Source organism: Novosphingobium sp. EMRT-2, from assembly GCF_005145025.1.
Lineage (GTDB): Bacteria > Pseudomonadota > Alphaproteobacteria > Sphingomonadales > Sphingomonadaceae > Novosphingobium.
Genome location: NZ_CP039695.1, coordinates 1892932 through 1906701 on the forward strand (window position 1 = coordinate 1892932; position 13770 = coordinate 1906701).

The window sequence follows — 13770 nt, forward strand, 5'->3', positions numbered from 1 at the left end:
GGCAGAGACGCTTCGTCATTGCGAGCGCAAGCGAAGCAATCCAGAGTCCCGCGTGTTACTCTGGATTGCCGCGGGGCTTCGCCCCTCGCAATGACGGTGAAGGGCGATCTTTCCGGCTTCAGCCGCGCGCGTTCAGCGCGGCTTCGCTTTCCGCCAGCAATTGCGCGATGATCGCGGTGACGGGTTCTTCCTTCGTCACCATGCCCACCGATTGCCCGGCCATGATCGACCCGCGCTCCACATCGCCGTCGATCACCGCGCGGCGCAGCGCGCCGGCCCAGAAATGCTCGATTTCGAGCTGCGCCGCCGCCATGTCTACCGTGCCCTGGTCCAGCAGCCGCGCCACTTCCACCTGCTTGGCGGTGAATTCCTCGGTGCCCTTGTTCTTCAGCGCGCGCACCGGGATCACCGGCAGGCGCGGATCGACCTGGACCGAGGCGATCGCGTCGCGCGCGTTGGCGCGGAAGAACGCCTGCTTGAACGCGGGATGGGCGATGGATTCGCTGGCGCAGGCAAAGCGCGTGCCCAGCTGCACGCCGCTGGCGCCCATTTCGAGGTAGGAGGCGATCATCTCGCCCCGGCCGATGCCGCCGGCCACGAACACCACGTGGTCCTCCGCCAGCGCCGGCAGGAATTCCTGCGCCAGCACGCTGGTGGACACCGGGCCGATATGGCCGCCGGCCTCGCTGCCTTCGATCACCAGCGCGTCCGCGCCCGAGCGCAGCAGCTTCTTCGCCAGCGCCAGCGTGGGCGCGAAAACCAGCACTTTCGCGCCGAAATCCTTGATCGCCTCCACGCTGCCCTTGGGCGGAATGCCGCCCGCGAGCACCACATGGCCCACGCCATGCCGCGCGCAGACCGCGATCAGGTCGAACAGTTGCGGGTGCATGGTGATGAGGTTCACGCCGAACGGCCGGGCGGTCAGCGCCTTCGTCCCCGCGATTTCGGCATCGAGCAGGTCGGGCGTCATCGCGCCGCACGCGATCACGCCGAAGCCGCCGGCATTGCTGATCGCGGCCACCAGATTGCGCTCCGAAACCCAGCTCATCGCGCCGCACAGGATGGCGTGTTCGGTGCCGAGGAACGCCGCGCCGCGCGCCATCAGCGCCGAAGTCTTCACAGGTGCAGTCATCAGGCTTCCCATCGTCCGTGCCAGAGCGGCAGCCCCTTAGGCCGCGCGGCGGGCGCCGACAAGAGCGGGCGGCAAGAGCAGGGTGCGATAGCGGACAATGATCGGTCCAAGCGATGACTGTGACCGCTTTATCCCGTTTTACCAATCAGAGCGCGCGGCCTATACCGCTTTCAACACGAAGCGAACCCGCTTCCCCGTTCCGGACTGGCATCAACCCCTCCCCCAGAGCCAGTCGGGTCGCGCCCCGCCTCCGGTTTCTCCCCCCTGTCCGGAGGCGGGGTTTCGCTTTCAGAAACAGTCCTTTACGCGGCGTCCAGCCCATAGGCGGTGTGGAGCACGCGCACGGCGAGTTCGGTCTCGTCCTCGTCGATCAGCACCGAAACCTTGATTTCGCTGGTGGAAATCGCCTGGATGTTGATCCCGCGATCGGCCAGCGCCTTGAACATCGTGCCGGCCACGCCCGCATGGCTGCGCATGCCCACGCCAACGACGCTGATCTTGGCGACCTTGCTGTCGGCGATCATGCGATACCAGCCGATCGTGTCCTTCTGCTCTTCCAGCAGCGCCTGCGTGCGGGCGAGGTCCGCCTGCGGCACGGTGAAGGTCACGTCCGTCTCGCCCTTGTCCTTGGCGACGTTCTGGATGATCATGTCGACGTTGATATTGGCCTCGGCCAGCGGGCCGAAGATCGTCGCCACCGCGCCGGGACGGTCGGCGATGCGCGTCAGGGTGACCTTGGCGTCGTTCTTGTCGGCGGCGATGCCGGTGATCAGCTGACGTTCCATTTCCAATCCTTCCAGTTCCCCGATCAGTTCATCCTCGCTCACGATCATCGTGCCGGGGATGCTGTCCGCCGGCGGCGCGTCGTCGTCGATGAAGGATGACAACACCTGCACCCGCACGCATTCCTTCATGGCGAGGCTGACCGAGCGGGTCTGCAGGACCTTCGATCCGACCGAGGCCAGCTCGAGCATTTCCTCGAACGTCACGTTCTTGAGCTTGCGCGCCTTGGCGACAATGCGGGGATCGGTGGTATAGACGCCGTCGACGTCGGTATAGATGTCGCAGCGGTCGGCCTTCACCGCCGCTGCCACGGCCACCGCCGAAGTGTCGGAACCGCCACGGCCCAGCGTGGTCACGCGGTTGTCCGCGGTAAGTCCCTGAAAACCGGGAATAACGGCGATCTCGCCCGCGGCCATCGAGGCCAGCAGGGCTTCGGAATCGATCGTTTCGATGCGGGCCTTGGCATGGGCGTCGTCGGTGCGGACGGGCAACTGCCAGCCCAGCCACGAACGCGCCTTGCAGCCCAGCGCCTGGAGATGCATCGCGAGCAGCCCCGAGGTCACCTGTTCGCCGCTGGCGACGACCACGTCGTATTCAGCAGGATCATAAAGGGGATTGGCTTCGCGGCAGAAATTGACAAGGCGGTCGGTCTCTCCGGCCATCGCCGAAACCACCACCGCCACTTCGTGCCCGGCCGCCTGCTGGCGCTGCACGATCCGCGCGACACGGCGGATGCGCTCGGTGCCGGCCATCGACGTGCCGCCGAATTTCATCACGATCCGGGCCAAGGGGGTACTCCTGCCTGTGGGCGCAACGCATTGCGCAACAATCTTGCCCGCGCAGCCCCTCGCCGTGCGGCGGGCGTCCTGTTAGGGATGCCTCATGAGCAATGCAACACCCTCGGCACTCGCGCCCACCATTCGCCCGGAAGAGGCGGCGCATTTCGGCAAGCTCGCGCAGGACTGGTGGGACCCGAAGGGCTCCTCCGCCATGCTGCACCGTCTCAACCCGGTGCGGCTGGGCTTCATCCGAAACGCTATCGATTCGCATTTCGGTACCAGTCCCCGCTCGCTTAAACCACTGACAGACCGGCGCGCGCTGGATGTAGGCTGCGGCGCCGGTCTGCTATGCGAACCGCTTGCCCGCATGGGCGCGGCGGTTACTGGCGTCGACGCGGCGGCAGAGAACGTCGCGGCGGCGCAGGCCCATGCGGCGGGCGGTGGCCTGGCCATCACCTATCGCCTGGGCGAGATTGGCGCCTTGGACCTTGCCGGTTTCGACCTCGTCACCGCCATGGAGGTGATCGAGCACGTGGCCGACAAACCGGCCTTCGTCGCGGCGCTGGCGGCAGCGCTGGGCGAAGGCGGGCTGATGGTCCTGTCCACCCCCAACCGCACGGCAGCTGCACGCCTGCTGCTGGTGGAAGGGGCGGAAACGCTGGGCATGGTGCCCCGCGGTACGCACCACTGGGACGATTTCGTCACCCCGGTGGAATTGCACGACCTGCTCTCCGAAGCAGGCCTGGTCATGGGTAATCCAATCGGTATCGCTTACAGTCCGACCAAGGGTTTGCACCTGTCGGATAATCTCGCACTTAACTACATTGTCACGGCAAGAAAGGGCTGATCCCATGGCCGAACGCTTTGAACGGCACAAACAACCCTGGACAGCCGATGAAATACATAAGCTACACACTCTCGCAAAGAAGGGCATGGCGCTGAAGGCTATCGCCAAGGCGCTGACCCGCAGTGAGGAATCGGTGAAAATTCGGGCCAAGAACGATGGCCTGGGTATTGTGAAACTGCGCTAGCCGCTCAGGGCGGCAGCGGTTTGGAGAGAGCCCAGACCTTCCAGCCCGAAAGAGCCGGGACCGGCAGGAATGGGTTGACGTGCAAGACGCGCGGGAGCAGTTCCGTGTGGGTCTTGTGGCGAAACAGGCTGCTCCAGAGCGACGCCCCCAGCGTTCCACGAAGGAACGCCAGATGCAGCAAGGTGCCCTCGCTGATGCGCGAACGCTTTGCGCGGGCTTTCCATTTCAGGATGCCGAACAAGGCCACGACCAGCATGGACAACGCTACGAGCGCCTTCGCAAGGAAGGCTGGCGTCAGCAGCAGCGCGATGATTGCAGTAGTCATAAGCGGCATGGTAACCGCATATGGTTAACAATCGGTTTTACGGGATTTCCTGGCGCCGCGTCATTCGCCCGAGGGCAGGAACTTTTCCACCAGATCGCGCGCCAGCCGGGCCGGGCGGTGCGTCACCGCGTCCACGCAGCACCAGCTGGAACGGACTTCGGCCAGCACGTCCTCGCCGCGCTTGATCACGGTTTCGTAGAAGGCCTTGGCGCCCTGCACCTTTTCCAGCACGACATGCGCGATCACCGTATCGTCCAGAAAAGTGGGCCGGCGATAGGTGATTTCGTGCTTGAGCGCGACCCACAGGTGCCGCGCCACCGCTTCCGCCGGGGCCAGCGCCTGCCAGTGGTCGATCACCGCCTCCTGCACCCATTTCAGGTAGCTGGCGTTGTTGACATGGCCCATGAAGTCGATGTCCGCCGGATCGACATTGATGGGGTAGAGATGGGGATTCGCGTTATTCACAAGAATGTAGATAACACGAATCGCGCCGGGCCAACAGGGCCGCGCGCCACTCTTTATCGCACCGGCGGCTTCGACCCGGCGCGGCGCAAGGCTTCCTCGATCGCCGCCACCGCCTGCGCCTCGCGGAACGGCCAGTCGCCCGCGATCCGGCGATAGGGCACGCCCGCGCGCACCAGCATGTCCTCGGCGATCGCGGCGAAGCGCGCGCGCTTCTCGTCGGTGCCGAAAAAGCGCGTGCCGTCGGCCACCCACGGCACGTCCGGCTCGAACAGCAGGTAGAGATCCGCCTTGGGATAGGCCAGCAGCGCCTCGGGCACGTCGTCGAACAGCATCTGCGCCCAGGCCGCCGTCATCAGCGGATCGGTATCCAGCACCAGCACCTGCGGCTGGAGCAGCGCCGCCCCGCGCACCGCGCGATCATGCCCCTCGGCGATCTCCAGCAGGTCGTCGATGGTCAGCTCCAGTCCCATGGTCTCGCAGAACGAACGCCCGTATTCGGGCACCCACGGCCAGCCGAACCGCTTGCGCAACCGGTCGGCCAGCACCGACTTGCCGGTGCTTTCGGCGCCATGAAAACAGACCTGGATCACGCAAACACCTCATTCCCCGCCGGCCGCCGGGCCGCGCCGATCCACGCGCGCAGGCCCACCGCCGACATCACCAGAAACGCGCCGTACAGCGCTGCCAGCAGCGGCAGCCCCCGCGCCAGATAGAGCGCGATCGAAACCACGTCGATCGCGATCCACAGCACCCAGTTCTCTATCCGGCGATACGACAGCAGGAACTGCGCCGCGATGCTCGCCCCCGTCACCGCCGAATCCGCGAAGGGCAGCGCGGCGTTGGTGAAGCGGTGCATCGCCCAGCCCAGCGACAGGCTGAGCGCCGCCGTCACCCCGGCCCAGGCGATCCGCTGGCGCGCGCTCATCCAGCCGACCGGCACGCTGTCGTCTTCGGCCCCTTTCGCCCGGCTCCACAGCCACCAGCCCCAGCCGTTGACCACGAAAAAGAACGCCTGCAGCCCGGTTTCGCCATAGAGCCGCGCGCGGAACAGCACGAAGGCGGTGGCCGTCACCATCGCCATGGCGAAAGGGAAGTTCCACACCGACCGCCGCACCAGCAGCGCGATGTTGATCAGGCCCAGAACGGCGGCCAGGGCCTCGACGGGATTCACCGGCGCGCGCCGCTCAGCCCAGCGCCGCCGCCCATTCGGCGTCCTTGAACCCCACCAGCAGCCCACCGGGATATTCCACGATCGGCCGCTTGATGGTGGAGGTATGCTCTGCCATCAGCGCCACCGCCTTGTCCGCGTCGAGATCGGACTTCGCCGCATCGTCCAGCTTGCGGAAGGTCGTGCCTGCCTTGTTGAGCACCTTGTCCAGCCCCGCCTGCGCCACCCATCCCGCGATCCGCGCCGGGTCCGCGCCCTGCTTCTTGTAGTCGTGGAACGTATAGGCGATGCCGCGCGCCTCCAGCCAGACACGCGCCTTCTTCACGGTGTCGCAGTTGGGGATTCCATAAACCGTCACAGCCACGCGCCGATCCTTTGCGTCAGACTTTCCAGTCCCTTAGCGTCGATCGGCAAGGGCGGCAAACGCCGTGACTGCGAATGCGGCGCCGCGTGCCCCTATCCCCCATCGCGGCAGAAGCGCCGCGTCCGCGTGGGGTTGCCGGCATAGAGCGTGTAATCCTGGTAATAGGCGTCGCGCGATCGCCCCTGCACCTCGATGTGCGCCACCTGCCGGCGCCAGCCCAGCGCGGCCTCCTCGCTTTCCCATTCGGACAGCGCCAGCACCTCGCCATCGTCGGCGTGGTAGCTCTTGAACGAGACGAAGCCGGGCTGCGTGCGCGCCAGGCGCTCCATGCGCGCGGCATCGACGGCATAGGCATCGGCATCGATGTCGGCGCGCTTGCGGTTGCGGAAAACGACGATGAACATGCGCGCTTTCTAACAGAATGTTACCAAAATGGGCGCAAATTCTGCGATAGCCGCAAAGTGCGGGCGTGAATATCGCATACGAACAGGCCGGCATGGACATTTCCGGCGAATCCCGACAAAGCCGCAGCCCATGAGCCTGAACAGCTTCGGACACGTCTTCCGCTTCACCACCTGGGGGGAAAGCCATGGCCCCGCGCTTGGCGCGGTCGTCGACGGGTGCCCGCCCGGCATCCCGCTGACCGAGGCGGACATCCAGCCTTTCCTCGACGCGCGCCGGCCGGGCCAGTCGCGCTTCACCACGCAGCGGCAGGAACCGGACCAGGTCCGCATCCTCTCCGGCGTGTTCGAGACGGCCGACGGCGTGCGCCGCACCACCGGCACCCCGATCAGCCTGATGATCGAGAACGTGGACCAGCGCTCCAAGGACTATGGCGGCGTCGCCAAGGCCTATCGCCCCGGCCATGCCGACTATGCCTATGATGCCAAGTACGGCTTTCGCGATTATCGCGGCGGCGGGCGGTCTTCCGCGCGCGAAACCGCCGCGCGCGTGGCGGCCGGCGCGGTGGCGCGCAAGCTGCTGGACGGCGTGACGATCACCGGCTGGGTCAGCGAAATCGGCGGCGACGCGATCGATCCCGCCCGGTTCGATGCGGCGGAAATCGGCCGCAATCCGTTCTTCTGTCCCGATGCCGAAGCCGCCGCGCGCTGGGAAAAGCGGGTGGACGAGGCGCGCAAGGCCGGCTCCTCGCTGGGCGCGGTGGTCGAATGCGTGGCCACCGGCGTGCCCGCCGGCTGGGGCGCGCCGCTCTATGCCAAGCTCGATGCCGAACTGGCCCACGCGATGATGGGAATCAACGCGGTAAAGGGCGTGGAAATCGGCGATGGCTTCGCCGCCGCGCGCAACACAGGCGAAGGCAACGCCGATCCGATGCGCCCGAAGCAGCCCGGAGAGGGCAACGACGGCCCGGCGTTCCTCGCCAACCATGCCGGTGGCGTGGCCGGCGGCATTTCCACCGGCCAGCCGGTGGTGGTGCGCGTGGCGTTCAAGCCCACATCGTCGATCCTCACCCCCATGCCCACGATCACGCGCGAGGGCGAGGCGACCGAGCTGTTCACCAAGGGCCGCCACGACCCGTGCGTGGGCATTCGCGGCGTGCCCGTGGTGGAAGCGATGATGGCGCTGGTGCTGGCCGACCAGAAACTGCTGCACCGCGCGCAGACCGGGCGCTGAAGCGGCAGAGACCCGCTTCCCCCCTCCCCGTTATCCCGCGTCCGACCAAGTATCCTATTGTAATTGCAGGGAAATTTTAACCCGGATCACGACCCGAGTGACGGCCGCGAAACCGTTACGTTACGGAAACATGCTCCCTACCGCCCCTGCCACGCCGGCGCGCGCTTTTCGGCGAAGGCGCGCGGCCCTTCGGCGGCGTCGGCGCTGTTGAACCAGGTTCCGAACGCGGGATAGCGCGCCTGGTTGGCGAGCGCGGCAGCAAGGCTTGGCTCGTCCAGCCCGCGCATCACCGCCTGCTTGGACGCGCGGATCGACAGCGGCGCGCCTTTCAGGATCGCCGCCGCCCAGCGCTCCACCGCCGCGTCCAGTTCGCCATCGGGCACCACCTCGGTCACGAAGCCCAGCCGCTCGCCCTCGCGCGCGTCGACCCGGCGCGAGGCCAGGATCATGCCCATCGCCTGCTTCAGCCCGATCTGGCGGGCGAGGCGGTGCACCCCGCCGCCCAGCGCCACCGCGCCCACCAGCGGTTCGGGCAGGCCGAAGCCGGCGCTTTCCACCGCGATGATGATGTCGCAAGCCAGCGCCAGCTCGAACCCGCCGCCCAGCGCCAGGCCGTTGACCGCCGCGATGATCGGCTTGTCGCAATCGAACCGCTGGATCAGGCCGGCATAGCCGTGTGCCGGATAGGGCTTGCGCCCTTCCGCGACCACGGATTTCAGATCGGTGCCGGCGCAGAAGGCCCGGCCCGCGCCCGTCACCACGCAGATCCACTGTTCCGGATCGGCGGCAAAGGCGTTGAACGCCTGTTCCAGTTCGTCGTGCATCGCCGCATTGATGGCGTTCAGCACTTCCGGTCGCGCCAATTCGATGCGCGTCATCCGCCCGCGCCGCTCCACCCTGATATGCTGCATCCCGTCCCTCTTTCCTGATTTTCGCGGCGCAGCCTATGCACCTTTGTCGTGGATGAACACCCGCCGATGGCGTTGCGGGGGGCGAACGCGGCCGTTAGTCTCAAGCGCAACAACTGCAGCGACATTTCAGCGGGAGCGATCGTCCCTTGGCCAAGCGCCTTACCCTCTACATCGTGATCGGCATGATCGCCGGCATTCTCGTCGGCTATGCGCTCAACCGCGCCTACCCCGCCAGCGATCCGTCGCTCGCCTTCTATGCCGATCTGCTGAAGCTGCTGCCGGAGATTTTCCTCCATCTTATCAAGATGATCATCGCGCCGCTGGTCTTCGCAACGCTGGTCAGCGGCATCGCCGGCATGGGCGATAGCGCCGCGCTCGGGCGGATCGGCGGGCGCGCGCTCGGCTGGTTCATTACCGCCAGCCTCATCTCGATCGGGCTGGGCCTGGTGCTGGTCAACCTGTTCAAGCCCGGCGTCGGCCTCGCGTTCGAGGCGGCGGGGCCGGTCAAGGATCTCGCGACGGCGGACTTCACGCTGCGCCACTTCATCCTGGCCGTGTTCCCCACCAGCATCATCGACGCGATGGCCCGCAACGATGTGCTGCAAGTGCTGGTTTTCTCGTTGTTTTTCGGCGTCGCGCTGTCGGCGCTGGGCAAGAAGGGCGCGATGATCGTCGAAGGGTGCGACGCGCTGGCGCAAGTCATGCTCACGATCACCGATTACGTGATGCGCCTTGCCCCGCTCGCGGTGTTCGGTGCGCTCGCCGCCGTGATCGCCACCAAGGGCCTTGGCATTATCATTACCTACGGCGTGTTCGTCAGCGAATTCTATTTCGGCCTGCTGCTGCTGTGGACGCTGCTGTTCGCGATGGGCACCGCGTTCCTGGGCAAACGCGCGCTGTTGCTCGCGCGCTATATCCGCCAGCCGGTGCTGCTCGCCTTCTCCACCGCCAGTTCGGAAAGCGCGCTGCCCAAGCTGTTCGAACAGCTCGACCGCTTCGGCGTGCCACGCCGCATATCGGGCTTCGTGCTGCCGCTGGGCTACAGCTTCAACCTCGACGGGTCGATGATGTACACCAGCTTCGCCACGATGTTCATCGCGCAGGCCTACAACATCCCACTCTCCGCCGGGCAGCAGATCGCCATGCTGCTGACGCTGATGGTCACCTCGAAGGGCATCGCCGGCGTGCCGCGCGCCAGCCTGGTGGTGATCGCGGCCACGCTGACGCAGTTCGGCCTCCCGGTGGAGGGCGTGGCGCTGCTGCTCGGCGTCGATACCTTCCTCGACATGGGCCGCACCGCCACCAACGTCGTCGGCAACGCGGTGGCCACTTCGGTCATCACCAAGTGGGAAGGCATGTTGCAGCCCCCGCTCGATCCCGACGCCGAAGCGCCGATGCCCCCGCACAGCACGCCCGAACACGGCCGGAAGGGGCTGAATCTCGATCCGGATCAGTAAGGACGCGGCGCAACGCCAAAGCACCCGGACTCCCCGAAATGAGAGCCAAAACCGCGCAAAACGTAACGTAACGAAGTGTCCGAGGTGACGTTACAGGACGGGTCTGGCGCCAGGCCTCGCCCCCGCCCCGTCGCCAGAAAAACCCTACTTTTTCAGCTTCTTCGTCAGTTCCACCGGCTGGAAGCTGCCCAGCCCGCACGATCCGCGCGGGCCGCCGCCACCGCCCGTGGCGATCACGGTGATGATGTCGGTGTTGCACAGCTGCGAAAGCGAGGTCGCGTAGCTGAACGCCCGTTCGAAACCGAGCGAACTGCAGCGATAAGGCAGGGTGTTGCGATACCACTTGTTGCCCGCCGTGCGGAAATCGATCGTCCAGTCGTCGCGCACCTGGCTTTCGCGAATCCCGACCAGCGGAATGCAGCTTACGGCTGGGCCGGTGGGCGTGGCGGCGGGTACGTCGCGGCGGTGTCCGTCGGTGGACATGGTGCCGGCAGCCATCCCCATCGAGCCGCCGATCGCGGTGGCGGCAACGGTGGCCAGAACCAGGCCGGCGGCGGCGAATCCCTTGCGCTTCATGCCGTGCGCTCCTTGCTTGCCCGCGTTCCCTTGCGTGCGGCGGGCTTCTTCGCGGAGTCGGGCTTCACGCCCTTGGCCGGAGTTTTCTCCTTGTAGGCGCAAAGGTCAATCACCGGGCAGCGCCAGCATTCGGGCGTGCGCGCCTTGCAGATATAGCGCCCGTGCAGGATCAGCCAGTGGTGCGCGCCCACGCGGAACGGCTGCGGCACCTTCTTTTCGAGCTGCTTTTCCACCGCCAGCGGCGTCTTGCCCTTCGCCAGCCCGGTGCGGTTGCCCACGCGGAAGATATGCGTATCCACCGCGAACGTTTCCGCGCCGAACGCGCAGTTCATCACGACATTGGCGGTCTTGCGGCCCACGCCGGGCAGTTCGGTCAGCTTGTCGCGGTCGGCCGGCACCTCGCCGCCGTAATCGCGCACCAGGATTTCGGACAGCGCGATCACGTTCCTGGCCTTGGCGTTGAACAGGCCGATCGTCTTGACGTGCTGCTTCAGCCCTTCTTCGCCCAGATCGATCATCGCCTGCGGCGTCTTCACGTCACGGAACAGAGCGCGCGTGGCCTTGTTGACGCCCACGTCCGTCGCCTGCGCGGAGAGCACCACCGCCACCAGCAGCTGATAGGTATTGCCGAATTCCAGTTCGGTCTGCGGATCGGGGTTGGCCTCCGCCAGCCGCCGGAAGAACTCGAAGATCGCGTCCTTCTTCAAAGCCCCAGCACCTCCGGCATGGTATAGCGCCCCGCCGCGCGCCCGATCAGCCATTCCGCTGCGCGCACCGCGCCCCGGGCGAAAATCGCCCGGTTTTCCGCGAGATGCGACAGCGAGAGGCGTTCGTTGTCGGCCAGGAAATGCACGGTGTGGTCGCCCGCGACGGTGCCGCCGCGCAAGCTTGCGAAGCCGATCGTCCCCGCCTTCCGCGCCCCGGTGATGCCATCGCGCCCGCGCACCGCTTCCTCCGCCAGCGACACGGCGCGGCCCTTCGCCGCCGCCTCGCCCAGCAGCAGCGCGGTGCCCGAAGGCGCGTCCACTTTCATGCGGTGGTGCGTCTCGACGATCTCGATGTCCCAGTCCTCGCCCAGCCGGCTCGCCGCCTCGCGCACCAGATGGGCGAGCAGCGTCACGCCCAGCGAGGTATTGCCGGTCTGCAGCACGGCCACCGCATCCGCCGCCGCATCGCACAGGAAATGGTGGCGTTCCTCCAGCCCCGTGGTGCCGACCACGATCGGCACGCCCGCCGCCACCGCGGCATCGAGATTGCCTTCGAGCGCGGCCGGAGCCGAGAAATCGACCAGCACGTCGCTCGCCCGCGCCAGCGCCAGCGCATCGCCGCCCCGGTCGATTCCGCCCGCCAGGTCATGCCCCGCCGCCGCGACCGCCGCGCGCAGCGCCTGCCCCATGCGTCCTTCACTGCCGATAATTCCGATTCTGGCCATGGCTCACCCCGTTTGCACCGCGCTTCATGGCCGCGATCAACGCCATCCGCAATATCGTGATCCGCACGGGCGCGAGCATCCGCTAGCAGCTTATGAAAATGCTATCGGATCAAGGAGATGAACGCACCCGAAGCCATCACCCCGGAACCGGCGCCACACTCACGGCCACCTTGCAGACGGTTTGTTAACCAAGCCGATCTATACAGCGCTCATCGCACTTATCGAATCACGGCAATTCATCGCAGTAACGGCCCAAGCGGGTCGATTTTTGCCTACATTTCTGGATTCCGGGGGGCATAATTGCTCTCATTCTTGGCGCCGACCAGATGTGGACGAACCACCTCGTCGATACGCCATGCAGAGTTCCAGACAAAAAAGTCGAGCCGTCGAGTTCGAGCTTTTCAGCCTGAACACCCGAGCGGTTGGATAATACATCAAAGCTATCGTTGATCTAAGCGTGGCAAAGCGCAAAGATGCGGAATGAGCGTCCTATTAGATGCCTGTGGCATTCCCTTTGACCCGCGCCCATTGATCGCGCGCTGGAAGCAGGGGGATAGCGACGCAATCAGACTGTTGTGGGAGCACCTTCACCACCAAGGCGAATTGGGTTCGGCATCGTTCGCTGCCGTCCCCGACCTGGTAGATCTGTTGGGGGCGTTGGATCAGCCAGATTGGAACGTATATGCGCTCGTTGCCACCATCGAAGAGGTGAGATCTCTGAAAGGTGAGATGCCTCCCGTGGCTTTGGCTTCAGCGTATTCAACTGCTTGGACATCAGTCCTCCCGTTTGCCCTGCGTGATCTCGCGGGAGCATCGGAAGATAAGCTGGTGCTCAGTTTAATCGCTGTAATCGCTCATGCCAAAGGGCAGCACACGCTTGGAGCACTTGCCCTTTGCACGGAGGATGAAAGACAGGAAATGCTGGGTTAACCCACGCTATGGCAGCCATTCGCAACATCGTGATCCTCACCGGTGCGGGCATCAGTGCGGAAAGCGGTATCGATACGTTTCGCGGAGCGGGCGGGTTGTGGGAGAACCACCGGGTGGAGGACGTCGCCACGCCCGAAGCCTTCAAGCGCGATCCCGATCTGGTGCTGCGCTTCTACGACATGCGCCGCGCGGCGATCCAGACGCGCGAGCCCAATGCCGCGCATCACGCGCTCGCCCGGCTGGACCGGGAATGGCGGGGCAACCTGCTGATCGTGACGCAAAATGTGGATGATCTCCACGAGCGAGGTGGCGCAGAACGAGTGCTGCACATGCACGGCGAGCACCTCAACGCCTGGTGCACCGCCTGCGACGCGCGACCACGCTGGACCGGCCCGCTGATCGACCGCCCGCCCTGCCCGGTATGCGGCGCCCCGGCGCTGCGGCCGGACATCGTGTGGTTCGGCGAGATGCCCTATCGCATGGAAGAGATTTACGACGCGCTGCGCGCGGCGGACCTGTTCGTCTCGATCGGCACCTCGGGCGCGGTCTATCCCGCCGCCGGCTTCGTGCGCAACGCCCGCGATCTGGACGCGGCGACGCTGGAACTGAACCTCGAACGCTCGCAGGGGTCCAGCTGGTTCGACGAAAGCCGGCTCGGCCCGGCGACCGAACTGGTCCCGGCCTGGGTGGACGAACTGCTGAGCTAATTTTTACGATTTTATTCAATTGCTTATGCAGAAATCTGGGGTGGAGAGCGAAAAGCCCACCCCGCTGCGACTAAC

At 65.8% G+C, this 13770-nt stretch carries 18 protein-coding genes; 6 read left to right on the forward strand and 12 right to left on the reverse strand.

Annotation, left to right across the window (positions count from 1 at the left end; genetic code table 11):
- Positions 1-118 precede the first annotated feature (118 nt).
- Positions 119-1132, reverse strand: coding sequence for a nitronate monooxygenase family protein (locus tag FA702_RS09355; RefSeq protein ID WP_136955932.1), 1014 nt, complete (start codon positions 1130-1132; stop codon positions 119-121).
- A gap of 302 nt (positions 1133-1434) precedes the next feature.
- Positions 1435-2688 (reverse strand): aspartate kinase, encoded by a 1254-nt coding sequence (locus FA702_RS09360; protein WP_210417636.1) that lies wholly within the window; start codon positions 2686-2688, stop codon positions 1435-1437.
- Between the two features lie 109 nt (positions 2689-2797).
- On the opposite strand from FA702_RS09360, the gene ubiG reads away from it, so the two are divergent.
- Together ubiG and FA702_RS09370 are read left to right on the forward strand one after the other, a co-directional pair.
- The gene (gene ubiG, locus FA702_RS09365; RefSeq protein ID WP_136955934.1) at positions 2798-3541 is read left to right on the forward strand and encodes a bifunctional 2-polyprenyl-6-hydroxyphenol methylase/3-demethylubiquinol 3-O-methyltransferase UbiG; all 744 of its coding nucleotides are present in this window, start codon (positions 2798-2800) and stop codon (positions 3539-3541) included.
- Between the two features lie 4 nt (positions 3542-3545).
- On the forward strand, positions 3546-3725 hold the full coding sequence (locus FA702_RS09370) for a hypothetical protein (RefSeq protein ID WP_124809735.1): 180 nt from the start codon (positions 3546-3548) through the stop codon (positions 3723-3725).
- Positions 3726-3729: 4 nt separating this feature from the next.
- Here FA702_RS09370 and FA702_RS09375 read toward each other — a convergent pair whose 3' ends face one another.
- From FA702_RS09375 to FA702_RS09400, 6 genes are all read right to left on the reverse strand, one after another.
- A complete protein-coding gene (locus tag FA702_RS09375; protein WP_168196040.1) occupies positions 3730-4050 on the reverse strand; it encodes a DUF1294 domain-containing protein in 321 nt (106 codons plus the stop codon).
- A gap of 60 nt (positions 4051-4110) precedes the next feature.
- Entirely contained in the window at positions 4111-4515 is a 405-nt protein-coding gene (locus FA702_RS09380; RefSeq protein WP_124809733.1) for a thioesterase family protein, read from the reverse strand.
- Positions 4516-4568: 53 nt separating this feature from the next.
- Positions 4569-5105 (reverse strand): AAA family ATPase, encoded by a 537-nt coding sequence (locus tag FA702_RS09385; RefSeq protein WP_136955936.1) that lies wholly within the window; start codon positions 5103-5105, stop codon positions 4569-4571.
- The gene (gene pnuC, locus FA702_RS09390) at positions 5102-5686 is read right to left on the reverse strand and encodes a nicotinamide riboside transporter PnuC (RefSeq protein WP_136955937.1); all 585 of its coding nucleotides are present in this window, start codon (positions 5684-5686) and stop codon (positions 5102-5104) included. Before pnuC ends, FA702_RS09385 begins: the two co-directional genes overlap by 4 nt.
- A gap of 13 nt (positions 5687-5699) precedes the next feature.
- On the reverse strand, positions 5700-6047 hold the full coding sequence (locus tag FA702_RS09395; RefSeq protein WP_136955938.1) for an arsenate reductase: 348 nt from the start codon (positions 6045-6047) through the stop codon (positions 5700-5702).
- A 92-nt stretch (positions 6048-6139) separates the two neighbouring features.
- A complete protein-coding gene (locus FA702_RS09400; protein WP_136955939.1) occupies positions 6140-6451 on the reverse strand; it encodes an antibiotic biosynthesis monooxygenase in 312 nt (103 codons plus the stop codon).
- A gap of 130 nt (positions 6452-6581) precedes the next feature.
- Here FA702_RS09400 and aroC point away from each other — a divergent pair, with 130 nt between their 5' ends.
- Positions 6582-7682: a chorismate synthase gene (aroC, locus tag FA702_RS09405; RefSeq protein ID WP_136955940.1), complete on the forward strand. Its 1101-nt coding sequence runs from the start codon at positions 6582-6584 to the stop codon at positions 7680-7682.
- A 137-nt stretch (positions 7683-7819) separates the two neighbouring features.
- Here the strand turns inward: aroC and FA702_RS09410 are convergent, their stop codons facing one another.
- Entirely contained in the window at positions 7820-8593 is a 774-nt protein-coding gene (locus tag FA702_RS09410; protein WP_136955941.1) for an enoyl-CoA hydratase-related protein, read from the reverse strand.
- Positions 8594-8739: 146 nt separating this feature from the next.
- Between FA702_RS09410 and FA702_RS09415 the strand changes: the two genes are divergently transcribed.
- Complete coding sequence (locus FA702_RS09415; protein ID WP_136955942.1) at positions 8740-10050, forward strand: dicarboxylate/amino acid:cation symporter; 1311 nt, start codon at positions 8740-8742, stop codon at positions 10048-10050.
- Positions 10051-10194: 144 nt separating this feature from the next.
- Here the strand turns inward: FA702_RS09415 and FA702_RS09420 are convergent, their stop codons facing one another.
- From FA702_RS09420 to dapB, 3 genes are read right to left on the reverse strand one after another with little or no spacing between them, the layout of a single operon-like run.
- Positions 10195-10626: a hypothetical protein gene (locus FA702_RS09420; protein ID WP_136955943.1), complete on the reverse strand. Its 432-nt coding sequence runs from the start codon at positions 10624-10626 to the stop codon at positions 10195-10197.
- Positions 10623-11333: an endonuclease III gene (gene nth, locus FA702_RS09425; RefSeq protein ID WP_136955944.1), complete on the reverse strand. Its 711-nt coding sequence runs from the start codon at positions 11331-11333 to the stop codon at positions 10623-10625. The genes FA702_RS09420 and nth overlap by 4 nt, the downstream gene beginning before the upstream one ends.
- On the reverse strand, positions 11330-12058 hold the full coding sequence (gene dapB / locus FA702_RS09430; RefSeq protein ID WP_136955945.1) for a 4-hydroxy-tetrahydrodipicolinate reductase: 729 nt from the start codon (positions 12056-12058) through the stop codon (positions 11330-11332). Before dapB ends, nth begins: the two co-directional genes overlap by 4 nt.
- Before the next feature lie 480 nt (positions 12059-12538).
- Between dapB and FA702_RS09435 the strand changes: the two genes are divergently transcribed.
- Together FA702_RS09435 and FA702_RS09440 are read left to right on the forward strand one after the other, a co-directional pair.
- Positions 12539-12988: a hypothetical protein gene (locus tag FA702_RS09435; protein WP_136955946.1), complete on the forward strand. Its 450-nt coding sequence runs from the start codon at positions 12539-12541 to the stop codon at positions 12986-12988.
- 8 nt (positions 12989-12996) lie between these two features.
- Positions 12997-13695, forward strand: a complete 699-nt coding sequence (locus FA702_RS09440) for an NAD-dependent deacylase (protein WP_136955947.1) — start codon at positions 12997-12999, stop codon at positions 13693-13695.
- Positions 13696-13770 lie beyond the last annotated feature (75 nt).